The sequence below is a fragment of the Mesorhizobium oxytropidicola genome (assembly GCF_056174625.1).
The window spans coordinates 4,050,740-4,075,057 of the sequence record NZ_CM149692.1 but is presented as its reverse complement, the minus strand read 5'-3'; the positions used below and the strand labels follow the sequence as shown (position 1 = coordinate 4,075,057).

Below are 24,318 nucleotides of genomic sequence, written 5' to 3'. Positions count from 1 at the left end.
CCTATCCAGTCCCGCAAACGAGCGCGGGTGGTCGTGGGGGCCGGATGCGTCCGGCAAGCGGGCGGGTTTTAGAGGCAGTGCCGCGTCAGGTAAAGAGCGCTGATTGGCCTGGCCGTCAGGAAATGTCTGCAGGGATGTCGCAGGCCTGTCGCCCAGGCTTGCAAACATCCCCGCAATCGTCTGGAATTGTCCACATGGAAAACGCAACACCCAGCCGAACCGCCCTTGGCGTCGCCCGTATGAGGGCTCTGCACCAATTTTCGCCGCAGGCAGGGTTGTTTCGCGATCCCTACGCGATCGCGATTCTGGGTGAAGCTGCGCCCACGGCACAGGAGCTTGAACAAGAGGACGAGCGCCGCCGGCGCATGCGCCTGTTCGTCACCGCGCGCGCCCGGTTCGCCGAGGACTGGCTGGCGGCGGCGGTGCGTCGCGGCATCCGGCAGCTCGTCGTGCTTGGCGCCGGCCTCGATACGTTTTCGCTGCGCAATCCGTATCCGGATCTCAGCGTGTTCGAAGTCGACCACCCGGCCACGCAAGCCTGGAAACGCAAATGTATTGTCGATAGTGGGCTCGCCGAGCCACCCGCCACGACATTCGTGCCAGTCGATTTCGAGCGGCAAAGCTTGTCCGCGGAACTGGCTGCGGCCGGTTTGCGGTCGACCGAGCCCAGCTTCTTCATGTGGTTGGGTGTCGTGCCCTACCTGACGAAAGAAGCGATCTTCAACACGCTGTCCTGGATAGCCGGTGTCCCCGGCTCGGAGGTCGTGTTCGACTATAGCGAACCGGCTGAGAACCGCGATGCGGCGGGACAGGGGGCGCTGGCCTTCCATGCGGCGCGTGTCGCTTCTGTCGGGGAGCCATGGATCAGCTTCTTCGCTCCGACCGAGCTGGCGAAATCCTTGGGCAAGCTCGGCTTCGACGAGATCGAAGATATCGAGAGCGGCGATATCGCCGCCCGCTTTTCCGGAGCACCGAGGGGAATGACGAGCAATTCCGGCGGCCACATCATCCGTGCCCGCCGAACCGCCTGACCGGGTTACTTCACCAGCAGCGGCAGGTCTTTCAGGAACGCCGCCCGCGTCTTGAGGCCTTTTGGCATGTCGGTGCGGGTGGCATCGACAACCAGGCGCGCAAAGACGATCTGCTGGCCGTCCTTTTTCGCCCAGCCAACGAACCAGCCGAGCGAACGCTTGTCCTTGATCTTGTCGGCATCGTTGGCCAGCCTGGTGCTGCCGGTCTTGCCCTGCACCGTCCAGCCACCAGCCTGGAATGTCGGGATGATCGCTGACGTCATGTCGTAGGCCTTGGCCGAGACCGGCAGCTTGCGGGCAAGCAGCTTGCGCAGGAAATCGACCTGCTCGACCGGCGTGATCTTGAGCGAGGAATTCACCCAGGAATGGGTCAGGCCATCATTCTTGCCGGGATTGCCGGAAACGTCGTTGTTGCCGTAGTCGAGTTTCGAGACATAGCCGGCAAAGTTCTCTGCCCCGAGCCGGCGCGTGATCTCCCGCGAGAACCAGATAATCGAATCCCGTTCCCAGATCACCGGATCGACGGTCTTCTGGTCCCGCTTCACGGCGTTGAATTCGGGTTTGTAGTCCCAGCTCGGCGTGTGCTCGTCGCTCAGGATGCCGGCGTCATAGCCGATCAGCGAAAGCGGCACCTTGAACGTCGAGGCCGGGCTGAACCGTTGGTCGCAAGTGCCGTCCTGGTAAAGCACCTTGCCGCTCGCCGCATCGGCGATCAGCGTGCACTGCACATCCCCAAGCGGCGCCGATTGCGCGCGCATCGGGAACCCCAGCAGCCAGGCGAGCAGGAACAGGACTCCAGCCAGGATAAAGGGAAGACGGTCGATGTTACGCATTGATGCTCGCTCCAGAAGGTGTTCGCGAGCGGGCTTAGCGAGGTCTCTTGTCTCGATTTTGTCTCAAATGCGCAGTCTTTGTGCAGGCTTGCGTTAACCCTACCGGATCGTAAACGCGAACTGCCGCCCGAGGCGTGGCCGGTGCAATCATGCCTTCGTTTCGGCGTGCTTGCGGCCGATCCGCCAGTACCGCCACGGCATGAACCAGACATAACGGTCCGCCAGCACTTCCGGCACCAAATCGATGCCATGCGTGCCGAAGGGCCCGCAGCGCAGAACCCGGAAAAATCCCATCCAGCCGCCGGCCCACAGGCCATGGCGGGCGATCGCCTCATGCGCATATTCCGAACAGGTCGGCAAATGCCTGCAGGAATTGCCGACAAAGCCGGACAGCGTCAGCTGGTAGAGGCGCACAAGCGAGGTGCCGAGCAGACGGCCAGGCGTCCTGCGCCACGGGCCGGGCCAGTTGCGGCCGCGCCCCGGCGGCCTGGCAGTGTGGGCATGCCCATGCGGGTCGTGCACCGCGGTCTCCGTATCGCGTTCTTCCCGCGATAGATGTGAGCTTCGTCGGGAGAACGCAATCCCTCCGCCCTTATCCGCCGTGTTGCCATGGGCGGGAGCGGCGAAACGGCTGCCTGTCGACAGGAGGCGCCCAGCGGCCGGTGCCGGCCGGCTCCTCGCTGCGCTTTGCATGGTGCCTGTCGTCGCGCCATTGGAACGTTGCGATCCGCATGACATCACCGAAGATGTTTAGCAACTGGATCATGATCGGTCTCCTTTGACGCGATTAGACCGCCGCTGGCCTTGGCCTTCAAACGAGTATAATTTCCACTTCGGATAACCCTGGATTATGCGAAATGAAGCGCGGACGCCTGCCGTTGACGGCATTGAGGAGTTTCGAGGCGGCCGGCCGGCACCTGAGTTTCAGCAAGGCCGCCGAGGAGCTTTTCGTCTCGCAGGCGGCGATCAGCCGGCAGATAAGGGAATTGGAAACGCTGACCGGCAAGCCGCTGTTCGAGCGGCTTCACCGCCGAGTCGAACTGACGGAAACAGGGCAAAATCTCCTCGATCAGTTGACCACCAGCTTTGACGACATCGACCGTCGGCTGTCGGAAATCGTCAGCAAGCCGGCTCAGAGTCCGTTGCGGGTCAGCGTCGAGCCGTCCTTTGCGGGCGAATTTCTGATACAGCGGCTCAATTCGTTCCAGCAACGCCATCCCGAGATCGACATTTCAGTCGACGCGGACTCCCGGCTCATAGAGTTTCGTGGACACGAAGCAGAGATCGCGATTCGATACGGAGCGCATGCCCGGTCCTGGCCACGCACGGAAGCGCGGCATTTGGTCGACGTGCTGGTGACGCCGGTCCTGTCATCGGGGTTGCTCGCGTCGGGCGCGCCCCTGACATCACCGGCCGACCTGCGGCATTACACCTTGCTCCACGACTACAATCGCGATGGCTGGGCGAGCTGGTTTCAGGCAATGGGCCTTCCGGAGCTCGCCCTCCAGAGAGGACCGCTTTACACGGACGCCGCGCTTGCCATGCAGGCCGCGAAACTCGGGCACGGCGTCGCTTTGGGCGACCGCATCCTGAACGGTGCTGATCTTCGAGCCGGTCTCTTGGTCCGGCCATTCGAAATGGAAGTCCCCTATGGCGCGTATTGGCTTGTCGCCCCTGACTTCCAGCGTCTTAGCCGACAGGCCGAGATTTTTGTGGACTGGCTTGTCGAAGAGCTTCGCGCCGGACCACCGGCCGCCCAAGTCTAAGCCGCTTCTTCGGCGCGCTTCTTTTCGATCTGGCCGATCGCGTCGACCACCGCGTCGAAGGTCAGCATGGTCGAGGCATGGCGTGCCTTGTAGTCGCGCACCGGCTCCAGATACTTCAGGTCGGCGAAGCGCCCCTCGGGCGGTGCGCCATTTTCCTTCAGCATCTTCAACATGGTGTCGCGCACCGTGCGCAATTCCTCGGCACTCGCACCGACGACGTGCTGCGCCATGATCGAGGACGACGCCTGGCCGAGCGCGCATGCCTTCACGTCATGGGCGAAGTCCGTGACCACTCCGTCCGCCATCTTGAGATCGACGGTAACGGTCGAGCCGCAAAGCTTGGAATGCGCCTTGGCGGTCGCGTCAGGATGATCGAGCCGGCCGATGCGGGCGATGTTTCCGGCAAAGCCGAGAATTTTCGCGTTATAGACGTCGTTGATCATTATTTTCCAATCCGTCGCCGCCAAGCGAACAGCGATTGCCGCTGTTGCGTCTTCCTTTCGCTCGCTACGACCTTATATAATGCTGGCAGTCCGGTAACGACAAGGCGATGAGCGCCGCTGTCCTGGCCGGGAAGTTCACGCCGCTTACGGGGCTGGAAACGGGGCGAGTTTCCGACACCGAAAGGTCGTGGTCCGTTCAACTCGTTCCTCCTTGGAGAGGAACTACGGGAGACGCCTTTTATGGATGCCGTCATCAAGAAATTCATGCCCCAGTCCGCCTACATGGAAAAGCCGGTCACCGACCGGCCGAGCGAAGCCGAAGTCGAGGCCGCCGTGCGCACGTTGCTGCGCTGGACCGGCGACAATCCGGACCGCGAGGGGCTGATCGATACGCCCAAGCGCGTGGCCAAGGCTTACCGCGAAATGTTCGGCGGCTACGACATGTGCCCGGCCGAGGAACTCGGCCGCACCTTCGAGGAGGTCGCCGGCTACGACGATCTCGTCATCGTTAGGGATATTCAGTTCCATTCGCATTGCGAGCACCACATGGTGCCGATCATCGGCAAGGCGCATGTCGGCTACCTGCCGGATGGCAAGGTCGTCGGCCTGTCCAAGATCGCGCGCGTGGTCGATATCTTTGCCCATCGCCTGCAGACGCAGGAAGCGCTGACCGCGCAGATCGCCAGCGTCATCCAGGATGTGCTCAACCCTCGCGGCGTCGCCGTCATGATCGAGGCCGAGCATATGTGCATGGCCATGCGCGGCATCCGCAAGCAGGGTTCCACCACGCTCACCTCCACCTTCACCGGCGTCTTCAAGGATACGCCCGAGGAGCAGGTTCGTTTCGTCACCATGGTGCGCGGCGGGGCGTAAGCCCCTCACCGGCGTCACGGTCAACAGGAAAATAGACCGGCGATGTCGGCACTGGAATTTCCCAAAGCTACGTCAGACAAGAAGGCCCTGGAGGAAGGCGCGGTGTTTTCACCGCGCTTCGATGCGGCCGGCCTTGTCACGGTCGTCGTCACCGACGCCGAAGACGGCATGCTGCTGATGGTCGCGCATATGAATGCGCAGGCATTGGCGCTGACGCTGGAAACAGGCATCGCCCACTACTGGTCACGCTCGCGCAACGCGCTTTGGAAGAAGGGCGAAACCTCGGGCAATTTCCAGCACGTCGTCGAGATGCGCACCGACTGCGACCAGGACGCATTGTGGCTGCGCGTCAAAGTATTGGGCCACGACGCAACCTGTCACACCGGCCGGCGTTCATGCTTTTATCGGACGGTGGGCCTGGTCGACGGCAAGGGGACGCTTCTTGACGACGGCAGCAAGCCGCTGTTCGATGCGGAAAACACGTATCGAAAGCCGTCAGCTTGAACCTTCTACTTCACACCAACCACACAGATTCATCATTTCGATACGGCCCGTCCGTATATTAGCCTTGGGACAAGGGAGATCATGATGCTCGAGTGGGCGTCATTGCGGAACAGACCAGATGTCAGGGAGGCCAACGGCCTGACCTCTCACGGCGGCGCTTCCGATACGAAATCTCCCAAGAAAACAGGCATTTCGCTCGCTCTGGGCGGTGGTTGCGCCAGGGGCTGGGCTCATATCGGCGTGCTGCGCGCGCTCGATGAAGCCGGCATTGAAGTTTCGATGATCGCCGGCACCTCGATCGGCGCACTGGTCGGCGGCTGTTATCTCGCCGGCAAACTGGACGAGCTGGAAGAGTTCGCCCGCAGCCTGACCAAGCGGCGCATTTTCGGCCTGCTCGATCTCAATCTGCGCGGCAGCGGCCTGTTCGGCGGCATGAAGCTCGACGCCCGTCTGCGCGAACATGTGAACGGCATCCGTTTCGAGGACCTGCCAAAACCCTTTGTCAGCGTCGCATCGGAAATCCGTACTGGCCACGAGATCTGGCTGTCGAGCGGCTCGCTGATCACGGCCATGCGCGCGTCCTACGCATTGCCTGGCGTGTTCGAGCCGGTGAACTGCAACGGCCGCATGCTGGTCGACGGCGCGCTGGTCAATCCGGTGCCGGTATCGGTCTGCCGCGCCTACGAGCAGCCGCTCGTGGTGGCGGTCAACCTCCACTATGATCTGTTCGGCCGCGCTGCCGTGATAAAGCACAGCGCCGGCGAACTGGTTATCGAAAAAGACGCGCCGCGCGCCGGCCGTGTCGACGCCGAGCACCAGTCGCATCAGAGCCGCCTCGGCATCACCGGCGTCATGGTCGAGGCCTTCAACATCATCCAGGACCGCATCTCGCGCGCCAGGCTTGCCGGCGATCCGCCCGACATGTCGCTGCAGCCGAAACTCAGCCATATCGGCTTGACCGAGTTCCATCGCGCCGATGAGGCGATCCAGCTCGGCTACCAGGCGACGATGGCGCAGATCGGCGAACTGACCCGGCTGCAGACTGTTCTCGCCTAGTTACGCATCGGCCAACCAAGCTTTATAGATTCAGACGCAGCTACGCCCTTGCCGCGTCGACAATGCGGAATTGCACGGTGCGGTTGCCGTTCCAATGATTGCCCGACAGCGAGCCGGCGACATGCACGGTCTTGCCGCGGTTCTTGAACAGGAATTCGCCAAGCACCGTATCGACGGCACGAAAGGCGATCGCCTGGATGCGGCCGCCGCTGTCCGACTGCAATTCGCAGCGGATGTGGTTGGTGCCGACCGGCCGGGCGTCGGCCAGCCGGTGGCGCGGCAGCACGAAAACCGGCGCAACGTGGCCGGCGCCGAAGGGACCGGCCTTTTCCAGCGCATCGAGCAGGCTGAGCGTCGCGCCTTCGGCGGCAAGCGCGCCGTCGATCGCCAGGCTCTCCTCGTCCTGTAACCGAAACACGTCGGCAGCCGCTCGCTCCTCGAAGAACGCCCTGAGCTCACCCAGCCTGGCGCGTTCCACCGTGATGCCGGCCGCCATGCCATGGCCGCCGCCCTTGACGATCAGCCCGGCATCGGCGGCTTCGCGCACCAGCCGCCCGAGGTCGAAGCCCGACACCGAACGGCCCGAGCCGGTGCCGATGCCAATGGCGTTGAAAGCGATGGCGAAAGCCGGCCGGCGCGCATGATCCTTCAGCCTCGAGGCGAGCAGGCCGACAATGCCGGGATGCCAATTGTTGCTGGCGGTGACGACGATTGCCGGGCCGTTGCCGCCGGCGAGCTCGGCATCGGCCTCGGCACGCGCCGCGGCCAGCATCTCCTGTTCCATCAGCTGCCGCTCCTGGTTCAGCCGGTCGAGCGTCTCGGCGATGGTCCGGGCCTCGACCGGATCGTCCGTCGCAAGCAGCCGGCTGCCGAGAGCGGCATCGCCGATGCGCCCGCCGGCGTTGATACGTGGACCGATCAGATAGGCGAGATGAAAGGTGCTAATCGGTTCGCCAATACGGGAAACCCGCGCCAACGCGGCCAGGCCTTCGTTCTTCTGTTGGCGCGCCATTTGCAGCCCTTTGACGACGAAAGCGCGATTGACGCCGGTGAGCGGCACCACATCGCAAACGGTAGCGAGAGCCACGAGATCGAGCAGCGAAAGCAGGTCGGGCGGCGCGGCATCGCTCAGGCCACGCAGGACTTTTGCGGTCTGCACCAAGGTGAGGAAGACAACACTGGCGGCACACAGATGGCCCTGCCCGGAAAGATCGTCGTCGCGGTTCGGATTGACGACGGCGATCGCCGCCGGCAAGGCGCCGCCGACCTGATGGTGGTCGAGCACCACGACATCGGCGCCGGCTTCATTGGCCGCATCGACCGACACGGCACTGTTGGTGCCGCAATCGACGGTGACGATCAGCGTTGCGCCGCGCGAGACCAGTTCGCGCATGGCATCTGGATTGGGGCCGTAACCCTCGAAGATACGGTCCGGAATATAGATTTCCGACGGTATGGAGAAATGCGCCAGGAACCGCTTCAGCAAGGCCGACGAGGCGGCGCCATCGACATCGTAGTCACCGAAGATCGCCACCTTTTCCCTCGCCATCACTGCCGCGGCGATGCGGGTGGCGGCCTTGTCCATGTCGGTCAGCGAGGCCGGATTGGGCAACAGGTCGCGGATCGTCGGATCGAGGAACCGCTCGGTCTCATCGGCGGTAACGCCGCGTCCGGCCAGCACGCGCGCGACGATGTCGGGCACGCCATGGCCTTGCGCGATGGCAAGCGCGACCATGTCCTGGCGTTCGGTCAGCCGGTGCTCCCAGGAGAGACCGGTCGCCGACTGCCTGACATCGAGGAAGAGGCGCCTGTCGCCCATCATGCGCTCTGCCAATCTATGGTTGGCAGCAGGATAGTGCATATCGCCCAAAATGTGTGCAGCGGTTTTGGGATAACGACACGCACAAGCAACAGGCTGAAGCGCCTCGCGAGAACGCGGTCCGCCTCAGGGCCAAAGGCGGGCAAAGCCAAACGGTTCGCGGCGGGTGGCGTCGCAGGAAAATTCAAGAAAAACTACGCTTTCCGCTTTTCAGCCTGGCGCCGGATCCATTCGTCGGCTGCATCCCCCATCGTCTTTTCCAGACCGTCCTTGAGCCAGGCCATGAAAGGCCGGTCGAACCTGAACGTATCGCCGCATTCGCGGGTGAAAAGCGGCGCACATTCTGGGTGTTGCGATAGGATTTCGTGATGGGCGTGGCACGCGAAATCGGATCCGCGTGCCAGTCGAACGCATTCATCGTCAATCCTTGCGCGGCCAGGGTTCAGATGCAGCCATGGGCTAGCAACTGCGGTGCGGCTTCGCAAGCTGCTCTAGAACTTATCCAGATCCTGGTGCCGGGCCTTGATCTCGCGCACGGTGCGTGACGAGGAGCGCAGCACGATCGTGTGCGTGGTGATGTAGGTGCGGCCGAACTTGACGCCGGCCAGCATGTTGCCGTCGGTGACGCCGGTGGCAGCGAACAGCACGTCGCCGCGCGCCATGTCTTCCGCGTGATAGATCCGCTTCGGATCGGAAATCCCCATCTTCGCCGCGCGGGCCATCTTCTCGGGTGTGTCGAGGATCAGCCGGCCCTGCATCTGGCCGCCGGTGCAGCGCAGCGCAGCCGCAGCCAGCACGCCTTCCGGCGCGCCGCCGGTGCCGAGATAGATATCGATGCCGGTTTCTTCCGGGTCGGTGGTGTGGATGACGCCGGCGACGTCGCCGTCACCGATCAGCCGGATCGCCGCGCCCGTGGCGCGCACGGCATCGATCAGCTTGGCGTGGCGCGGCCGGTCGAGGATGCAAGTGGTGATATCGGACACCGCGACGCCCTTGGCCCGGGCCAGGCTCGCGATGTTCTCGGCCGGCGAGGCATCGATATTGATGACGCCTTCGGCATAGCCCGGCCCAATGGCGATCTTGTCCATGTAGACGTCGGGCGCGAACAGCAGGCTGCCCTTCTCGGCGATGGCGATGACGGCAAGCGCGTTGGGCAGGTTCTTCGCGCAGATCGTCGTGCCTTCGAGCGGATCGAGCGCTATGTCGACCGCCGGACCTTTGCCGGTGCCGACCTCCTCGCCAATATAGAGCATCGGCGCCTCGTCGCGCTCGCCCTCGCCGATCACCACCGTGCCCTTGATGGCCAGGCAGTTGAGCTCCTGGCGCATGGCGTCGACCGCGACCTGGTCGGCAGCCTTCTCATCACCGCGGCCGCGCAGCCTGGCGGCCGCGACAGCGGCCCGTTCGGTGACGCGCACCAGTTCCATGGTGAGTATCCGGTCCAGGCCGGCGACAATGTTCTGGGCCACATTCATTTTCGGGAAATCCTCGTTCGCGTAGCGCCTCCCGCCGGAGGCGCGCCTGTTTTGTCAAACGAGCATGACAACGGCAAGACCTGCCGCAAGTTTTATCGAAAGGCCAGCAATATCAATCGATTGAACCGTATTCCCAACAAGATTGCGGCCCGGTCGCAAACGACCGGGCCGCCTTGAAGACGCCCAAACTGTTGGTCTCGCGATCTAGAAAACCGCAAGGTATTTGAGCAGCGAAATGATGCCGATGATGATGACGATAACCTGCACGATCTGTCGCATCCTGGCGTCGAGCGGCAGGCGCTGCACCAGATAGAGAACGAGAATGATGACGAGAAATGTGATCAGAATGCCGATCAACATGGATGAAGCCACGATGCCCTCCTAGAAATGATTTCCTAAAACGGGAGCCGGCAATGCCGACTCAAGACCGACGCTTTCAGTACCAGCGGCGCGATGTGTCGTTGTTCAACGACTGGCCGACGGCGATTCCGGCCAGAAAGCCGAGCAGGCCGATCACGCCGACCACGGCGGTTGTCGTGCCCGGATTTTCTCGCGCGACTTCCGAGACCGCCTGGGCCTGGCTGCGCAGCTGCTGTGCCGTGCGCGATGCGCGCGCCGCGGCCGTTTCGTAAAAATCCGAAGCCTGCTCGCTGGCGTCATCGAGCATTTCCGCGCCCCGCGCCGAAATGCTCTTGTTGATCTTGGTGATTTCCTTGCGCAACTCGGCGATCTGCTTTTCCAGGGTTTTCTGGATATCGTCGATGCCTGGCGTGTCGGATTTGTTGGTATCGGCCATGAAGCGGCTCCCTTGGTTGCTGACCAAGAGAACGGTGCTGCAACGATTTCGTTCCGGTCTATTCGCGGCTGATCGCCAATCGGATCGACCGCTGGCCGGCGGGGATTCTCCCCGGAGACGGAGCTACCCCGCCCGCTCGATGCGGATGACCTGCGGCTTGTCGGTCAGATGGCCGTCCTTGGTGATGCCGTCGACGGCCTTGCGCACGGCAGCCTCGGTGGTCTCGTGCGTCACCAGGATCACTGTCTTCTGCGCCTCGGCCTCGCCATTGACCGCGTGCTGGACGATCGATTCCAGCGAAATATCGTTGTCGGCCATGCGCTTGGCGATCGCGGCAAAGACGCCGATGCGATCATGCACGGTCAGCCGAATGAAATAGCCTCCGGCATGGCTGCGCATCTGCGCTTTCTTGTAGGGCCTGAGCTCCTTCGCCGGCCGGCCGAAGACCGGGCCGTGCTGGAAACCGGGCCGGCTCTTGGCGATGTCGGCGACGTCGCCGATGACGGCCGAGGCGGTGGCGTTGCCGCCGGCGCCGGGACCGGAGAGCAACAGTTCGCCGAGGATGTCGGTCTCGATCGCCACCGCATTGGTGACGCCGTGCACCTGCGCGATGACGGAGGCCGTCGGCACCATGGTCGGGTGCACGCGCTGCTCGATGCCGCTTTCGGTGCGCTGGGCGACGCCGAGCAGCTTGATCCGGTAGCCGAGATCGCCGGCCGCGCGGATGTCGGCCTGGGTGATGTTGGAAATGCCTTCCATATAGATGTCGTTGGCGGCGATTTTGGTGCCGAAGGCAAGGCTGGTCAGGATCGACAGCTTGTGCGCGGTGTCATGGCCCTCGATATCGAAGGTCGGATCGGCCTCGGCGTAACCCAACCGTTGCGCGTCCTTCAGGCAGGCATCGAACGAGATGCCCTCGGCCTCCATGCGGGTCAGAATGTAGTTGCAGGTGCCGTTGAGGATGCCGAAGACGCGGGTGACCGAGTTGCCGGCCATCGCCTCGCGCATCGTCTTGATGACGGGAATGCCACCCGCCACCGCCGCCTCGTAGTTGAGCAGCACGCCCTTCTTCTCGGCGATCTCGGCCAGCGCCACGCCATGCTTGGCGAGCAGCGCCTTGTTGGCGGTGACGACATGGCGGCCGGCTTCGAGCGCCGCCTTCACCGACAGGCGCGCCGGCCCTTCATCGCCGCCAATCAGCTCGATGAAAACGTCGATATCGGCGGTCTGCGCCATCTTGACCGGATCGTCGAACCATTTCGCCGAACTGACATCGACGCCACGGTCGCGCTTCGGATCGCGCGCCGAAACCGCCGACACGACAATGTCGCGCCCGCATTGCCGGGTCAGTTCCGCTGCCTTGTCGCGCAGCACACGCGCCACCGATGCACCGACCGTGCCAAGTCCGGCAATTCCAACACGCAGAGCTTCAGCCATGGAAGGCGACGTCCCTCAAATCAGATCGAATTTTTGCTTACCGGTGGGCGGACAGCGGCACCACATTGTTGGGCTGCTTGGCGCTGCTCGACAGGAAGCGCTTGATGTTGCGCGCCGCCTGGCGGATCCGGTGCTCGTTTTCCACCAGCGCCACGCGCACGAAATCGTCGCCATGTTCGCCGAAGCCGACACCGGGCGCCACCGCCACATCGGCGTGCTCGATGAGCAGCTTGGAGAATTCGAGCGAGCCGAGATGCTTGAACGGTTCGGGGATCGGCGCCCAGGCGAACATCGAGGCGGCGGGTGCCGGAATGTTCCATCCGGCGCGCCCGAAGGAATCGACCATCACGTCGCGGCGCTTGTGATAGATGTCACGCACCTCGGCGATATCGGCGCCGTCACCGTTCAGCGCATGCGCCGCCGCCACCTGGATCGGGGTGAAGGCGCCGTAGTCGAGATAGGACTTCACCCGAGTCAGCGCCGAGATCAGCCGTTCGTTGCCGACGGCAAAGCCCATGCGCCAGCCGGGCATGGAGAAGGTCTTCGACATCGAGGTGAACTCGACGCAGACATCGATGGCACCCGGCACCTGCAGCACCGAAGGCGGCGGATTGCCGTCGAAATAAATCTCGGAATAGGCAAGGTCGGACAGGATGATGATGTCGTTCTTCTTGGCGAACGCCACCACGTCCTTGTAGAAATCGAGCGAAGCGACCAGCGCCGTCGGGTTCGACGGATAGTTGAGGATCAGCGCCAGCGGCTTCGGGATCGAGTGACGAACACCGCGCTCAAGCGCCGGGATGAAGCCATCATCAGGTTCGACCTGCAGCGAACGGATGACGCCGCCCGACATGATGAAGCCGAAAGCGTGGATCGGATAGGTCGGGTTTGGGCACAGGATGACATCGCCGGGCGCGGTGATCGCCTGCGCCATATTGGCGAAGCCTTCCTTCGAGCCGAGCGTGGCCACCACTTGCGTGTCGGGATTGAGCTTCACGCCGAAGCGGCGCTGGTAATAGGCGGCCTGGGCGCGGCGCAGGCCCGGAATGCCGCGCGACGAGGAATAACGATGCGTGCGCGGATCGCGCACCACTTCGCACAATTTGTCGACGATGGCCTTGGGCGTCGGCAGGTCCGGATTGCCCATGCCGAGGTCGATGATGTCGGCGCCGCGCGAACGGGCGCTGGCCTTGAGCCGGTTGACCTGCTCGAACACGTAAGGCGGAAGCCGGCGAACCTTGTGAAACTCTTCCATGGCAGTTCCAGACAGCAAAAGGGGTATTGGGCGCGCGCTATATACTCATTTGCAGGTAGGGTCGAGGGTGGGATCGCATTTGCCTTCGATCTGCTCCAGCGTCTGCGGGCCATGCTTCTTGGCCAGATCCGTCAGTGCCGCCTGATTGCCGGCAGCGCCACCACCACTTTTGGCGCCCTGCGCGTTCTTGGCGGCCTTGAGTTCGGCGAGCTTGGCCTTGCTCTCGTCCGCGGTGAACTGTTTGTTCGCCACTTGTGGCGGGATGTTGAGGTTCGGGAAGGTGCCGGTATCCTTCGGGCCTGCATTCTCGGCCATGGGCACCGGACCACTGGTATTCGTGCTCGAACACCCGGCAATCGCCAGGAGGACGATCGCCGCGCCGATGCGGAAAAAGCGTGCGGCAGCAAAAAAAACAGTCCCGCCAAAATAAATCGTCATATTGTTTCCTTGGCAGCCGAGGTAGAGCGAGATTGGACCCTGTCGGATGTCCCATGTTAATATGTCAAGAAAACGCTTCGGGAGGAACCCCGCGAACCATGTCCAAAACACCCGATTCGGGCAAAGCGGAAGATGACGAGCCTTCGACCGTCGAGCAATATCTGGTGAAGGACCCGGAGCGCTTTGCGTTGAATATGGCGCGTATGATCGAGCAGGCCGGCAAGGCGGCGTCCGCCTGGGCCGAACCGCGCGAACGCGGCGAAGTGCGCGACCACGTCGCCGAGCCGGTCGTCGACATGGTTAAGACCTTCTCCAAGCTCAGCGAATACTGGCTTGCCGACCCGCAGCGCGCGCTCGAAGCGCAGACGCGGCTGTTCGCCGGCTACATGACCGTGTGGGCGAATGCCATCCAGCGCGTCAGTCCCAACGCGGAAGCACCCGACGACGCCGTCAAGCCGGAGCGCGGCGACAAGCGCTTCCAGGATCCGGAATGGGGCCGCAACGCCTTCTTCGATTTCCTCAAGCAGGCCTATCTCGTCACCTCACGCTGGGCGTCCGAACTGGTCGATCACGCCGAAGGTCTGGACGAGCACACTCGCCACAAGGCGAGTTTCTACGTCAAGCAGGTGTCCAACGCCATCTCGCCGTCGAATTTCATCCTGACCAACCCGGAACTGTTTCGCGAAACCGTCGCTTCCAACGGCGAGAACCTGGTGCGCGGCATGAAAATGCTGGCCGAGGACATCGCCGCCGGCAAGGGCGACCTGAAGCTGCGGCAGGCCGACTATTCGCCCTTCGAGATCGGCAGGAACATCGCCACCACGCCCGGCAAGGTGGTCGGCCGTAGCGATGTCGCCGAGATCATCCAGTATGATCCTGCGACCGAGACGGTACTGAAGCGCCCGCTGCTGATCTGCCCGCCATGGATCAACAAGTTCTACATACTCGACCTCAACCCGCAGAAATCCTTCATCCGCTGGGCGATCGAGCAAGGCCATACCGTCTTCGTCATCTCCTGGATCAATCCAGACGAGCGCCACGGCGCCAAGAGCTGGGAAGCCTATATCAGGGAAGGCCTGCAATACGGCCTCGACACGATCGAGAAGGCCACCGGCGAGCGGGACGTCAATGCCATCGGCTATTGCGTTGGCGGCACGCTGCTGGCGGCGGCCCTGGCCCTGATGGCCGCCGAGGGCGACGACCGCATCAAGTCGGCGACCTTCTTCACCACGCAGGTCGACTTCACCCATGCCGGCGACCTGAAAGTCTTCGTCGACGAGGAACAGGTCGCGGCGGTGGAAAAGTCGATGAACGAAAAGGGCTATCTCGACGGCACGAAGATGGCGACCGCCTTCAACATGCTGCGCTCAGGCGACCTGATCTGGCCCTATGTCGTCAACAACTACATGCGCGGCAAGGATCCCCTGCCCTTCGACCTGCTCTACTGGAACGCCGATTCGACCCGCATGGCGGCGGCCAACCACTCCTTCTACCTCCGCAACTGCTACCTCGATAATACGCTTTCGCAGGGCACGATGGAGCTCGCCGGCCACACCATCTCGCTGGGCGACATCACCATCCCGATCTACAACCTCGCCTCCCGGGAAGATCACATCGCGCCGGCGCTGTCCGTCTTCCTCGGCTCGAAATATTTCGGCGGCAAGGTCGATTATGTCATGGCAGGCTCCGGCCATATCGCCGGCGTCGTCAATCCGCCCGCATCCAACAAATATCAGTACTGGACCGGTGGCGCGCCGATCGGCGATTTTAACCAATGGATCGCCACGGCCACAGACCATCCGGGATCCTGGTGGCCGCACTGGCAAAGCTGGATAGAGGCCAAGGACAACACCCGCGTGCCTGCCCGCAAACCCGGCAAGCATATGAAAACCTTGGGCGATGCGCCCGGCACCTATGTGAAGGTGCGTGTGTAACGGACTGTAATGTGTGGTGAGTTGACGGCCCGGCAAAAGCGGGCGAAATGGTGTCGTCAACCATCAAGCAGCCGCAATTCGGCAATCATTGCAAAAATACTTCCAGGCTTGCGGATTTGACACAGGTCTCGTTTCCGGATCGGAGACAAAGGTCACCTCGACGCAGACATCCTAGGGCTGCGCCAAGGACATACCGACCGGACATCGAGGGGGAATTTGACTTTGAAATCAGCAGGATGGAGCCTCGCAAAGGGAGAACGCCGCGCCATCGTGGCAGCGCTCTGCTCCGTGCTCCTGGCCTCCTGCACATCGGCCGGCGACCCGACAATGTCAGTCGGAATGCCCGGCTACAACGCCTCCGCCTCGGACATCAATGCGGCCGCCACCGGCAAGCCCATCGCCACCGCCGATTCGACATCGCAGACGACAACAACGCAAACGACCGTGATGAGCGAAGGCGATAGGGCGCTGCCCGAAAAGGTCGCCTACGTGCCGATGGCCAAGCCGCAGGCCGCCTTTCCGCTGACAGTGCCGGCCGGCGCTGAAACGATCGTGGGACAAACGCCGCAGGCCTTGCAGCAGCCCGCACAGACGGCGCAGCAGACCGACGCGGTCGCCCAGAAGATCGCCGCCGCCGACGCCGCGGTGACAACGCCAAAGCCGGCCGCAGCACCTGTGATGAACAATCCGGTCTATGTGACGGCGGGCGAGGCGCCGCAAGCCGAGGCGCCGAAGAAAAAGGCTTCCTGGCCTCCATGTTTGGCGCCACGCCCGCTTCGGCCACAGCCGCTCCACTGATCAACACGCGCACAGGCGAACAGCCACCGGTGCAGGCCAAGCCCGCGCCGGCCGCACCGGCAAAGCCGATCATCACGCTGGCCTCGGCCGACGCCACGGCAAAACCGATACAGTTGGCTTCGACCGGTGACGACACCGGTCACATCACGGGCAGCGATGCCTTGCCCGGCGTGCGCCAGACGGCGCTGTTCGAGATCAAGCGCAAATCCGGCCTCGACGATGAAAGCGACGTCGACCTCAATGAGGACGAGGGTCCAATCGGCGGCTCCTATCAGGTCGCGTCCGCCGCCGGCATGGCCAGGCTCGCGCCCAACGGGCTGTTGAGGCAGAACGAAAGCGTCGACGTCGCCTGCCTGAAGCCGTCGCTGGTGCGCGTGCTGAAGACGATCGAAGGCCATTACGGCCGCAAGATGGTGGTCACCTCGGGCTATCGCGACCCGGCCCGCAACCGCCGCGCCAACGGCGCCAGAATTCGCTGCACATGTACTGCGCCGCCGCCGACATCCAGGTGCCCGGCGTCTCCAAATGGGAGCTGGCGAACTACATCAGGACCATGCCTGGCCGCGGCGGTGTCGGCACCTATTGCCACACCGAATCGGTCCACGTCGACGTCGGCCCCGAGCGCGACTGGAACTGGCGCTGCCGCCGGCGCAGCGGCGGTGGCGACGACGGCTAGCGGCACGATTTGACAGGCCGGAGCCTGTTGGCAGCCGAGGCCGTTCAGGCAATGTCGCTCCAGTGGAGCATCCCCAAACATTCGAGATTGGCCTAAGCGTCCCCAACTTCGTCATTCTAGGGCGGAGCAAGGAGCGAAGCGACGCAGCGCTGACCCTAGAATGACGAGGCGATGGGCGTTTCTGCTAATCGCCAAGCCGCGCGGCCGTGATGCCCAACCCCGGCGAAATCGCCAACCTGGCAGGTCCGCAAAAAAGTTGTCCAAGGCGGCAACTGACGGGTTGCCGGTTGCGCACAACGTCAGTATAAGCCGCTTCGTCTGAGCGCGCCCATCGTCTAGCGGTTAGGACACCGCCCTTTCACGGCGGTAACAGGGGTTCGATTCCCCTTGGGCGTACCAGCAATTTCAAGCGCTTGAGAAAACCTCCCTGCCCTGTCCAATTTTTGGCCAATATCCCCTCGCGAATCCTGTCATTTGCAATTAGCCACGGCCCTGCGAGTATCGGGCAGATCCGCCCGATATCGGAAAAGCAAGAGGGGATAATGGACGAATCGCCCAAAGCTCCCGAGCCTGTTATCACTCAAGAAGCGTAGCGAATGTGGGCCTCCGTGCCCGCAGACGCGCCGTTGCAAGTGATTTTGCGGCGGTCAGATCTCGACAATCTATTTCTCTCGATACGTGAATGCATCATCGGCCAAAGCGACCTCTCCTCCTGTCTTCAGGCTCTTACCCACGGGGATACTGAAGGCGCTCAGAAGCACTTTGATGCCGCCTTGTTGCACCAGCGGAACGCGATCAGCCAGATCGACAATCTGGTGATGCACGCCATGACAACAGCAAAGCCGGTGCAAAATGGTTGAACCATACGCACGCCTCGTCCCCTCAAACGAGAATCACGAACTTGGCGCCCAAGCCTTTGAATCTGGCGATGGTGGCGGTACATATGATCCTGTGGAGCAGCGCGTTAAAGCCCTCGAAGATGCGATAATCGACATCAAGGTTACGCTCGCCCGCCTGGATGAGCGCGCTAATGCTCTGGCGACGAAAGAGGACGTGTCTGCCTTGGGCAAAGATATTTCCGGCTTGAGGGGCGAGATGAAGGGCACCTTGGGGTTTTGGCAGTTCTTAATAGTTTTTGGAGGTGTCCTGGCGCTCGTGCTTCGCTGGCCAGAACTCTTCCGTCTCGCTGGCATCAGCACTCCGTAGCTGGAAAAATGAAAAAGCCCGCCACCTGAAGGGCAGCGGGCGCTAGTTCGGGAGGCGTCACGAGCAACCCCATTTACTCGTGGATAGTCAAACGGTACGCCTCGCTTGGCTGGATAATAAGCTCGCTCCGGTTGAAGGCTCTGCATATTCAAGCTGCGTGACTTTTCTGCCACAAGATACAGGAAGCCCGCCACCGTGAGGCAGCGGGCTGGCGGTCACGTCTTCTCGCCGTTTGGATTTGGTACCGGTGCCTCTCGCACGTCTCGCGGTGGCGGATCGATATGTTTAGGCTCCGGGGCTGCTTCGTCATCGACAGGCGTCTTATGCGGGTCGGGTGCCGGCCGTGGCTCTTTGGCTTGATTTGGCATCGGTTCCTCCGTCACTTGAAACCCAATAGCCGTTCTCTTTGTTCCGATGTCGCCAACTAAAAGGCCCGCCACCAGCGGCAGCGGGCCAAATTCCGACCCAGTTGGGATTTCAAATCAAGCCGACGGCTTTGCGTTCATCCATCACCTTGCGGTTGGCAGGCTGCACCGCCTTTCAGCGCATCGCCTGGCCATCCCTCTTTTTCGAAACGCTCCCGCAATGGATGAGTGAGCCGGAAGAGGTCGCATCGGAGGACTTCGGCTGCTGCGATGTTCTCTCCCGCCAGCCGCTTTCACTCCGTCCTGGACTATCGCCTGTTCCATCGCCTCTGCTTCTGCCCTGTCCTTGGTGGTGAGGATAGTGCGCCAATAAGGCTTATCGAACACGCTGACGATGTAGGTTGTTGCAGGCTTGTCGGGCATCGCCAAGGCCTTACGTCCTTCGTTCGCATGTTTCGCATATATTAGCATTAACGCATATACATGCCATGCGGCGCCTAGAGCGGAGTCCCAAATGGGTGGCTTTAAGCCTTGGCATGATGCTATTCACGACCATGAGGTCGAATGTTTCGCTTCGGAGAACGGTTTGACAGCGGACCTGGTCTGGGAGTTGATCCTAAAACACGGCAACAGCCGCAAGGCAGTGATCAAAGCTGCGCAGGGTTTAAAACGTGGTGCCAGGCAACACGGCCGATCAGCACCCTACTCCCCTGTGGAGCCGACGCCCCTGACGATGAGCGTGGGCCGACGAAAGCAATAGCCGGCTTGCCCCGAAGGAACCCCCAAGTCGGCTAGGCTGGGCGTCCTATTCACATCCCGATCTGTGGGTATGCAGGGTTCGCGTAGCGCGGTAGTGATCGCATGTAGGCGATATGAGCGGCTTCACGATGCTCTTGTGGAGCGCTTCCGCTGCCACCAGGAAGCTCTCGATTTCAGCCTGCGATAACTGCTTGGAAGGTTTGGTCCTGGCCATTTGGCGATCTCCGTTTTTGAGGGGTTCGCCGCAACAGGAAGGATTATATTCCTGCCCTTCCCTCGCCTGCCACCAGCTACAGGTTGTGTGGCGGATTTACGGATTCTTGAGCATGTTAGCGCATCGTAATAAGCAGACATGCTGAGTAGCTCGTACATGGCTAAAGCTCCGGCGATTCACCCTGCGCCGGGGCCTTTTTGCAGGCTTATGGCATAGCCCAGCAGCAACGGTTATTCGGGCAGGCCTGGATCGCAAATTGGCTCATCGCCAACGCCTACTTCCGACGGAAGTGCATATAAGTCACGAACGCTCGGCGCGCACCGTTTCCACCGACAGCGACCCGGCCGGCAGCGGTCGCACCAGCTCGCCCTCGGGCTTCGACAGGTTGAGCCAGGCCGCCCAGTTCTCTGGCTGCAGGACGACAATCTGCCGGTTGTGAATTGGTGCGACATCCGGCCCTGGCTCCGTCGTCAGCATGGTGAAGGTAGGAGGCTTGTTGCCCGCGCCTTCTCGCCATAGGCCCGCTATCGCCATGAACGGGGCGCCGTTAATTGCGAAGCGATGTTTGGCCTTCGGATATTTCGTGCCGGTGAATTCGAAGAAGCCCGACGCCGGAATGAGACAGCGGTTGCTATTTGCAAATTGCCGGCCTTCCGAGCGGAAGTTGAACACAGGTCCGCCTTTCGGTCCGGAAGGCGGAAATCCGAAAGTCATCGAGGCCAGCTCGATCTCATCGCCCGCGGTGCGCATGATCGGTGCCGGATCGTTGATGCGGACGTCGTCAGCCTTTGGCAGGTCGAGCTCGGTCTGATGGGTCGGGATTTTCAGCGCCAGTGAAGCCATCATCCGGCAATATTCAGCCCAGAGGACATGCTGTTCGTAGTCGTTGCACATGACCGAGGCTCCGGGGATCTGGAGACTACTTATCCAGCAAGGCTATCAGGTTGCCTGCGCCGAAGGAAACCTTCCGCTGCCCAGACCGTAGGGAGCCCTGCCAGCGCGCGTTCTCGCCGGCCGCTGTTCTACACCGCAGCATCGTCTGGCCCGCTCATGCGCCAGGCCATCCGGAAAGCGTCCCGTTTAGGTCAGCTTAAGCTGGTATCGCAATTGCTATGGCATTATATTAAGATGATCTAATAAGGGGGCAACGAACTTCGTGAGACATTCCGAAACCGTCAGTTTTTAAAGCAGGGGCATGGCCGATAACAGACCGTCTGCCCCAGCAGTAGAAATCAGCCAATCCTTAGGCGAGTGGGTTGTTAGGGTCGTAACAACGGACGGCAACAGCTATTCCAGAGCCTTCGAACGTGAGCCAGATGCCATCGCTTTCGCTGAAGATCAGCGTTTGCGTCTGGGATTGCAACCTCCGACGCACGACTAGTCGTGCGGAACTGGCACCTCGCCTTAGGCCTTTGTCTTCCTGGGCTGGCCAGGAGTCAGGAAGCCATCCCTTATCAGGTCCAACGCGTCGAGCGCGTCTTCATCCAACAAGTTTGTCAAGGGCACTCCGCCCACGCGCACAACCTTGCTGTTGTCTATGTCGTAGACCTCCCAGAGCCCATCCATGACTCTTCGGATTGTGTGCCGTCGCTCCATAAGGGATTTCTAATAAACGAGTCACCGAAGCTCCAGCAAGAAAACTCGATCCAAAGAGTTAACGGTGGAAAACCATGATCGCTTTGGCGACAAGGCTTAACTGGCCGGCTAAGCCGCCTGTGTCAGTCGTCACCGCCGCCGCCACCACCCTCGCCGCCACCGCCACCGCTACCACCACCCTCGCCACCACCACCACCACCGCTGCCACCGCCCTCGCCACCCGCATGCTCACCGCTCTGGTGCTCACCTCTCTGGTGGTCACCGCTGTCATCACCGGATTTCTCACCCTGGTCGTCACCACCCTTTTGCTGGCCGGCGGTGGCGCTATCGTCACCATGGTGGCCATTGCTGGCTTCGGTTTCGACCGCATCATCATCGTTCTGGTCGCCGGCGGTGACACCCTGACCATCATCATTTGGCGCGTTGACGGTCGCTGCACCACCGTGATCGGAGACCTGGCTTGCGAAGGCATTAGCTGCCGTGAAAATGCCCAGCGCACCGACAGAAGTCGCTAACAGCAAGGGGAGCTTTTTCATCGTTTTCTCCAATGTCGGCTTGCCAGCCACAGTGACTGATCCCGGCATTATCGTTTCGGGCACATTACGGCGCGATTAAACGCAAAGGAGAAATTTTAGCAGTTGCTAATTTTATGGCCGAGACTTTAGAGACCTCTGATGCATGGACTCAGCCTTAAAATGTAAGCATTCTGGCGAGCGCAAAGAACATATTGCGCAACGGCCAACCGCTCGTCCGGTTTCTTCTACTGGGCAGTTTCGCATCCGCGTCGAGCTTGTTGAAACGCGCTGTTAACATCGTTCGCGGGCGACAGGATGTAGGCATCAACCCGAAGGTGTAAGTTCCACCCGCTCTCAGCCGTGGAGGCGGGAATGAACTTGCTGAAGACGTCGCTTTTGTGCACAGCCATCGTCGGCCTAGTAGAACTATCAGGCGCACGCGCTGAAGATAAGCCTGTTCCGCCAAACAGCGAAATAGCACCACTGCAGCCGCCAGTTCATTGCGAGGGGCAAAATTGCCTGCCTCCGGCCGAAGACCCAGTCCTCGACTGCAAGGGCCAGGATTGCAAGCCGGCTCCGGCGACCGACCAGATGCCAGGCCCGGAGATTGAAAAGGTCAAGTAGACGCATCGGCCGCTGGCGATGAGCAATCGCAACCCTCCCAGGCGTGACCTAGTTGACGATCAAGGGACGTGCGACTCGGGCAACGCCTGTCCACGCAGCCAATCCCAGGTCCCCGCACATCAACGTCCCGAAGCCGGTCCTGCGTGGAGATTGCATACCATCCACGCCCCGCATCAAGCACGTGCTCGAATAGCTGGACGAGGCTCCCTGAAGCGATCGCCTCGCTTGCTAAAGTCAAGCTGCCCAGGGCCACGCCTTGGCCCCGCTCGGCGGCCGCGAGTGCCAGATCGCTGTCGCTGAAATTGGTTCCGTGCCAGGTGCCGTTTGGCTCGAAGCCGACGCCGCGCATCCAGTCCGCCCAGCCGGTCGGGCGCCCGCCCGCTACGGCACCAGGCTTCCGCGATCACACCATAGGCGCTGGCGGCACCGTATATTAGCGTGTGCTTGTGGCGGGCCCGTTTCCGCCTGGCCGGCGCCTCTACCCCAACACCCCCCGCCCAACTGAGCGCCGGCCATTTTCTTAGCACCAGGAAATTCTGGGAAGCTTTGAACCTAACTGAGCGTTTACCGCAGCAGCAGACAGAATCTAGAGGAAGAAGAAGGTGACCCCCGAAAAACTGGCCGCAAAGAGTGATGTCGCTGAGCTGTTATTTTTGATGGGCTCAGAAAAGCGGCTGTTGATTTTGGTTCATTTGGTTGGGGGGGAATTGTCAGTTGGCGATCTCGCCAAGCGAGTTGGATTGAGCCAATCCGCTTTGTCGCAGCACCTTTACAAGCTGATGCGCCTGAAACTCGTAACTCCTCGACGTCAGCGGCAGAACATCTTCTACTCGTGCAAATCCGAGGCTGCCCGCGAAATCCTCCATCTGTTGGATAGTCTTGCAGCGGCCGGCAACTTGCCCTCTTCGCGATTTGAGGATCATGCTGGCGAGACGGCGCGTCAATCAAAGGCGGCATGAGGGTTTCCGGCTCAGCGCGCTGTGGGGACGTGTGCGCCATCGGCCTCGACATAACGGTTGGAATGGCGTTGACGATCAGAGGTCGCGCGACACAGCGGATAACGCCTGCCTAACCGCCGACCAGCGGCACGGTGACAGTGGTCGCGTAGTTGATCGGGAAGGTGTCGAGGTAAGGGAAGTCGACGACAAAGGCATAGGTGGCGGTCAGATGCGCCATGCGGAAGCCGCCGCTCGCCGGATCGATGGCGATCGTCACGTTCACATCCTTCAAACCCAAGGCCTGCAATTTCTGCGTGGCGATCGCTTGGATGTCGGCCTGGGTCAGCGTGTTCTGAAGCTGCAGCGAGCGTGACGATGTCTCCAGCGTATAGCGGACGCTGGAGACGGAGTTCATCGACCAGCCCAAGGCGAAGATCCCGAACAGCAATATGATGAGGAAGGGCGCGATCAGCGCGAACTCCAACCCGGCCCCGCCCGATCGGTTCCGCCTGAACGCGCTAGCCCTACCGAACACGGATCACCTCCAGGTGGCCGATGACGCTCGGACCAGAAAAGACGCCGAAGCTGAAGGGCGGCGTCCAGGTGGCGGATGCCTGGATCTGGACATAGACCGATGGCACTTTTGGCCCGCTGCACAGGGTGGAGGCATCGACCACGGTCGTCCCGCACATGTAGATCCGGCTTAGCGTGACCTGGCCGTCCGCCGGCCGCTTCTCCCAGCTCGAAATGGCAACCGCCTGCGTCGCCGTATCATTGCTCGAGCCTTCCATGATCAGATTGGCGGCGGTCTTCACGCCGGCACGCATCGACAGCGAGCTCGTCACATAGGACCAGCCGTCGATTATACCGAGCAGCGCTACGCACAGGAAAGGCAGGACCATCGCGAACTCGACCGCGGCAACGCCTGAAGCGTCGCCAAGGTTCGGCTCTGGTCGGCGTTCCATGG

At 61.8% G+C, this 24,318-nt stretch carries 26 protein-coding genes, 1 tRNA gene and 2 pseudogenes; 13 read left to right on the top strand and 16 right to left on the bottom strand.

Annotated elements, in window-relative coordinates; translation table 11 throughout:
* Positions 1 to 275 precede the first annotated feature (275 nt).
* Positions 276 to 1,031 carry an SAM-dependent methyltransferase gene (locus tag AC0V8S_RS20340; protein WP_475432954.1) on the top strand — a complete coding sequence of 252 codons (756 nt, stop codon included), beginning with the start codon at positions 276 to 278 and terminating at the stop codon, positions 1,029 to 1,031.
* A 5-nt stretch (positions 1,032 to 1,036) separates the two neighbouring features.
* On the opposite strand, the gene blaOXA is transcribed toward AC0V8S_RS20340, so the two are convergent.
* From blaOXA to AC0V8S_RS20325, 3 genes are all read right to left on the bottom strand, one after another.
* Positions 1,037 to 1,864: a class D beta-lactamase gene (blaOXA, locus tag AC0V8S_RS20335; protein ID WP_475432953.1), complete on the bottom strand. Its 828-nt coding sequence runs from the start codon at positions 1,862 to 1,864 to the stop codon at positions 1,037 to 1,039.
* Between the two features lie 147 nt (positions 1,865 to 2,011).
* Complete coding sequence (gene yidD / locus AC0V8S_RS20330; RefSeq protein WP_475432952.1) at positions 2,012 to 2,386, bottom strand: membrane protein insertion efficiency factor YidD; 375 nt, start codon at positions 2,384 to 2,386, stop codon at positions 2,012 to 2,014.
* 70 nt (positions 2,387 to 2,456) lie between these two features.
* Positions 2,457 to 2,630, bottom strand: coding sequence for a hypothetical protein (locus AC0V8S_RS20325; protein ID WP_475432951.1), 174 nt, complete (start codon positions 2,628 to 2,630; stop codon positions 2,457 to 2,459).
* A gap of 91 nt (positions 2,631 to 2,721) precedes the next feature.
* Between AC0V8S_RS20325 and AC0V8S_RS20320 the strand changes: the two genes are divergently transcribed.
* Positions 2,722 to 3,630: a LysR substrate-binding domain-containing protein gene (locus AC0V8S_RS20320; protein WP_475432950.1), complete on the top strand. Its 909-nt coding sequence runs from the start codon at positions 2,722 to 2,724 to the stop codon at positions 3,628 to 3,630.
* Here AC0V8S_RS20320 and AC0V8S_RS20315 read toward each other — a convergent pair.
* Positions 3,627 to 4,073, bottom strand: coding sequence for an iron-sulfur cluster assembly scaffold protein (locus AC0V8S_RS20315; RefSeq protein WP_095199970.1), 447 nt, complete (start codon positions 4,071 to 4,073; stop codon positions 3,627 to 3,629). The genes AC0V8S_RS20320 and AC0V8S_RS20315 overlap by 4 nt on opposite strands.
* Positions 4,074 to 4,313: 240 nt before the next feature.
* On the opposite strand from AC0V8S_RS20315, the gene folE reads away from it, so the two are divergent.
* From folE to AC0V8S_RS20300, 3 genes are all read left to right on the top strand, one after another.
* Complete coding sequence (gene folE, locus AC0V8S_RS20310; protein ID WP_183460118.1) at positions 4,314 to 4,946, top strand: GTP cyclohydrolase I FolE; 633 nt, start codon at positions 4,314 to 4,316, stop codon at positions 4,944 to 4,946.
* A 42-nt stretch (positions 4,947 to 4,988) separates the two neighbouring features.
* Positions 4,989 to 5,450 carry a phosphoribosyl-AMP cyclohydrolase gene (gene hisI / locus AC0V8S_RS20305; protein WP_475432949.1) on the top strand — a complete coding sequence of 154 codons (462 nt, stop codon included), beginning with the start codon at positions 4,989 to 4,991 and terminating at the stop codon, positions 5,448 to 5,450.
* A gap of 84 nt (positions 5,451 to 5,534) precedes the next feature.
* Entirely contained in the window at positions 5,535 to 6,506 is a 972-nt protein-coding gene (locus AC0V8S_RS20300; protein WP_183465311.1) for a patatin family protein, read from the top strand.
* A gap of 40 nt (positions 6,507 to 6,546) precedes the next feature.
* Here the strand turns inward: AC0V8S_RS20300 and recJ are convergent, their stop codons facing one another.
* From recJ to AC0V8S_RS20260, 8 genes and pseudogenes are all read right to left on the bottom strand, one after another.
* Positions 6,547 to 8,328, bottom strand: a complete 1,782-nt coding sequence (gene recJ / locus AC0V8S_RS20295) for a single-stranded-DNA-specific exonuclease RecJ (RefSeq protein ID WP_475432948.1) — start codon at positions 8,326 to 8,328, stop codon at positions 6,547 to 6,549.
* 191 nt (positions 8,329 to 8,519) lie between these two features.
* A pseudogene (locus AC0V8S_RS20290) lies at positions 8,520 to 8,743 on the bottom strand (DUF6434 domain-containing protein).
* 73 nt (positions 8,744 to 8,816) lie between these two features.
* A complete protein-coding gene (gene glpX / locus AC0V8S_RS20285; protein WP_183460124.1) occupies positions 8,817 to 9,800 on the bottom strand; it encodes a class II fructose-bisphosphatase in 984 nt (327 codons plus the stop codon).
* Between the two features lie 204 nt (positions 9,801 to 10,004).
* Complete coding sequence (locus AC0V8S_RS20280; protein ID WP_095199965.1) at positions 10,005 to 10,172, bottom strand: Thivi_2564 family membrane protein; 168 nt, start codon at positions 10,170 to 10,172, stop codon at positions 10,005 to 10,007.
* Between the two features lie 64 nt (positions 10,173 to 10,236).
* Complete coding sequence (locus tag AC0V8S_RS20275) at positions 10,237 to 10,596, bottom strand: hypothetical protein (protein ID WP_475432947.1); 360 nt, start codon at positions 10,594 to 10,596, stop codon at positions 10,237 to 10,239.
* 123 nt (positions 10,597 to 10,719) lie between these two features.
* Complete coding sequence (locus tag AC0V8S_RS20270; RefSeq protein ID WP_183460126.1) at positions 10,720 to 12,033, bottom strand: homoserine dehydrogenase; 1,314 nt, start codon at positions 12,031 to 12,033, stop codon at positions 10,720 to 10,722.
* Between the two features lie 37 nt (positions 12,034 to 12,070).
* Positions 12,071 to 13,288 carry an LL-diaminopimelate aminotransferase gene (locus tag AC0V8S_RS20265; RefSeq protein WP_183460128.1) on the bottom strand — a complete coding sequence of 406 codons (1,218 nt, stop codon included), beginning with the start codon at positions 13,286 to 13,288 and terminating at the stop codon, positions 12,071 to 12,073.
* 45 nt (positions 13,289 to 13,333) lie between these two features.
* The gene (locus AC0V8S_RS20260; protein ID WP_475432946.1) at positions 13,334 to 13,726 is read right to left on the bottom strand and encodes a hypothetical protein; all 393 of its coding nucleotides are present in this window, start codon (positions 13,724 to 13,726) and stop codon (positions 13,334 to 13,336) included.
* A 98-nt stretch (positions 13,727 to 13,824) separates the two neighbouring features.
* Between AC0V8S_RS20260 and phaC the strand changes: the two genes are divergently transcribed.
* From phaC to AC0V8S_RS20235, 5 genes and pseudogenes are all read left to right on the top strand, one after another.
* Complete coding sequence (phaC, locus tag AC0V8S_RS20255) at positions 13,825 to 15,660, top strand: class I poly(R)-hydroxyalkanoic acid synthase (protein WP_183460130.1); 1,836 nt, start codon at positions 13,825 to 13,827, stop codon at positions 15,658 to 15,660.
* 216 nt (positions 15,661 to 15,876) lie between these two features.
* Positions 15,877 to 17,134, top strand: a pseudogene (locus tag AC0V8S_RS20250) (YcbK family protein).
* A 324-nt stretch (positions 17,135 to 17,458) separates the two neighbouring features.
* Positions 17,459 to 17,533, top strand: a tRNA-Glu gene (locus AC0V8S_RS20245).
* A 197-nt stretch (positions 17,534 to 17,730) separates the two neighbouring features.
* On the top strand, positions 17,731 to 17,994 hold the full coding sequence (locus AC0V8S_RS20240; RefSeq protein ID WP_475432945.1) for a hypothetical protein: 264 nt from the start codon (positions 17,731 to 17,733) through the stop codon (positions 17,992 to 17,994).
* Positions 17,987 to 18,340: a hypothetical protein gene (locus AC0V8S_RS20235; protein ID WP_183460134.1), complete on the top strand. Its 354-nt coding sequence runs from the start codon at positions 17,987 to 17,989 to the stop codon at positions 18,338 to 18,340. The genes AC0V8S_RS20240 and AC0V8S_RS20235 overlap by 8 nt, the downstream gene beginning before the upstream one ends.
* Before the next feature lie 1,638 nt (positions 18,341 to 19,978).
* On the opposite strand, the gene AC0V8S_RS20230 is transcribed toward AC0V8S_RS20235, so the two are convergent.
* Positions 19,979 to 20,572 carry an SOS response-associated peptidase gene (locus AC0V8S_RS20230; protein ID WP_475432944.1) on the bottom strand — a complete coding sequence of 198 codons (594 nt, stop codon included), beginning with the start codon at positions 20,570 to 20,572 and terminating at the stop codon, positions 19,979 to 19,981.
* Between the two features lie 776 nt (positions 20,573 to 21,348).
* On the opposite strand from AC0V8S_RS20230, the gene AC0V8S_RS20225 reads away from it, so the two are divergent.
* The gene (locus AC0V8S_RS20225; protein WP_183460138.1) at positions 21,349 to 21,789 is read left to right on the top strand and encodes a hypothetical protein; all 441 of its coding nucleotides are present in this window, start codon (positions 21,349 to 21,351) and stop codon (positions 21,787 to 21,789) included.
* A gap of 372 nt (positions 21,790 to 22,161) precedes the next feature.
* Positions 22,162 to 22,413 (top strand): hypothetical protein, encoded by a 252-nt coding sequence (locus AC0V8S_RS20220; RefSeq protein WP_475432943.1) that lies wholly within the window; start codon positions 22,162 to 22,164, stop codon positions 22,411 to 22,413.
* On the opposite strand, the gene AC0V8S_RS20215 is transcribed toward AC0V8S_RS20220, so the two are convergent.
* Entirely contained in the window at positions 22,406 to 22,762 is a 357-nt protein-coding gene (locus AC0V8S_RS20215; protein ID WP_475432942.1) for a type 2 periplasmic-binding domain-containing protein, read from the bottom strand. The genes AC0V8S_RS20220 and AC0V8S_RS20215 overlap by 8 nt on opposite strands.
* Positions 22,763 to 23,015: 253 nt before the next feature.
* Between AC0V8S_RS20215 and AC0V8S_RS20210 the strand changes: the two genes are divergently transcribed.
* The gene (locus AC0V8S_RS20210) at positions 23,016 to 23,372 is read left to right on the top strand and encodes an ArsR/SmtB family transcription factor (protein ID WP_475432941.1); all 357 of its coding nucleotides are present in this window, start codon (positions 23,016 to 23,018) and stop codon (positions 23,370 to 23,372) included.
* Between the two features lie 109 nt (positions 23,373 to 23,481).
* On the opposite strand, the gene AC0V8S_RS20205 is transcribed toward AC0V8S_RS20210, so the two are convergent.
* Together AC0V8S_RS20205 and AC0V8S_RS20200 are read right to left on the bottom strand one after the other, a co-directional pair.
* Entirely contained in the window at positions 23,482 to 23,835 is a 354-nt protein-coding gene (locus tag AC0V8S_RS20205) for a TadE/TadG family type IV pilus assembly protein (RefSeq protein WP_475432940.1), read from the bottom strand.
* A 40-nt stretch (positions 23,836 to 23,875) separates the two neighbouring features.
* Positions 23,876 to 24,316 (bottom strand): TadE/TadG family type IV pilus assembly protein, encoded by a 441-nt coding sequence (locus tag AC0V8S_RS20200; RefSeq protein WP_183460144.1) that lies wholly within the window; start codon positions 24,314 to 24,316, stop codon positions 23,876 to 23,878.
* Positions 24,317 to 24,318: the final 2 nt, after the last annotated feature.

Bases quoted from the DNA above. Each gene is read 5' to 3' on its own strand.
- blaOXA (WP_475432953.1), bottom strand. From the start codon at position 1,864: ATGCGTAACATCGACCGTCTTCCCTTTATCCTGGCTGGAGTCCTGTTC.
- AC0V8S_RS20325 (WP_475432951.1), bottom strand. From the start codon at position 2,630: ATGATCCAGTTGCTAAACATCTTCGGTGATGTCATGCGGATCGCAACG.
- AC0V8S_RS20320 (WP_475432950.1), top strand. From the start codon at position 2,722: ATGAAGCGCGGACGCCTGCCGTTGACGGCATTGAGGAGTTTCGAGGCG.
- AC0V8S_RS20315 (WP_095199970.1), bottom strand. From the start codon at position 4,073: ATGATCAACGACGTCTATAACGCGAAAATTCTCGGCTTTGCCGGAAAC.
- folE (WP_183460118.1), top strand. From the start codon at position 4,314: ATGGATGCCGTCATCAAGAAATTCATGCCCCAGTCCGCCTACATGGAA.
- hisI (WP_475432949.1), top strand. From the start codon at position 4,989: ATGTCGGCACTGGAATTTCCCAAAGCTACGTCAGACAAGAAGGCCCTG.
- AC0V8S_RS20300 (WP_183465311.1), top strand. From the start codon at position 5,535: ATGCTCGAGTGGGCGTCATTGCGGAACAGACCAGATGTCAGGGAGGCC.
- recJ (WP_475432948.1), bottom strand. From the start codon at position 8,328: ATGATGGGCGACAGGCGCCTCTTCCTCGATGTCAGGCAGTCGGCGACC.
- glpX (WP_183460124.1), bottom strand. From the start codon at position 9,800: ATGAATGTGGCCCAGAACATTGTCGCCGGCCTGGACCGGATACTCACC.
- AC0V8S_RS20275 (WP_475432947.1), bottom strand. From the start codon at position 10,596: ATGGCCGATACCAACAAATCCGACACGCCAGGCATCGACGATATCCAG.
- AC0V8S_RS20270 (WP_183460126.1), bottom strand. From the start codon at position 12,033: ATGGCTGAAGCTCTGCGTGTTGGAATTGCCGGACTTGGCACGGTCGGT.
- AC0V8S_RS20265 (WP_183460128.1), bottom strand. From the start codon at position 13,288: ATGGAAGAGTTTCACAAGGTTCGCCGGCTTCCGCCTTACGTGTTCGAG.
- AC0V8S_RS20260 (WP_475432946.1), bottom strand. From the start codon at position 13,726: ATGACGATTTATTTTGGCGGGACTGTTTTTTTTGCTGCCGCACGCTTT.
- phaC (WP_183460130.1), top strand. From the start codon at position 13,825: ATGTCCAAAACACCCGATTCGGGCAAAGCGGAAGATGACGAGCCTTCG.
- AC0V8S_RS20240 (WP_475432945.1), top strand. From the start codon at position 17,731: ATGTGGGCCTCCGTGCCCGCAGACGCGCCGTTGCAAGTGATTTTGCGG.
- AC0V8S_RS20235 (WP_183460134.1), top strand. From the start codon at position 17,987: ATGGTTGAACCATACGCACGCCTCGTCCCCTCAAACGAGAATCACGAA.
- AC0V8S_RS20230 (WP_475432944.1), bottom strand. From the start codon at position 20,572: ATGTGCAACGACTACGAACAGCATGTCCTCTGGGCTGAATATTGCCGG.
- AC0V8S_RS20225 (WP_183460138.1), top strand. From the start codon at position 21,349: ATGATCGCTTTGGCGACAAGGCTTAACTGGCCGGCTAAGCCGCCTGTG.
- AC0V8S_RS20220 (WP_475432943.1), top strand. From the start codon at position 22,162: ATGAACTTGCTGAAGACGTCGCTTTTGTGCACAGCCATCGTCGGCCTA.
- AC0V8S_RS20215 (WP_475432942.1), bottom strand. From the start codon at position 22,762: ATGCGCGGCGTCGGCTTCGAGCCAAACGGCACCTGGCACGGAACCAAT.
- AC0V8S_RS20200 (WP_183460144.1), bottom strand. From the start codon at position 24,316: ATGGAACGCCGACCAGAGCCGAACCTTGGCGACGCTTCAGGCGTTGCC.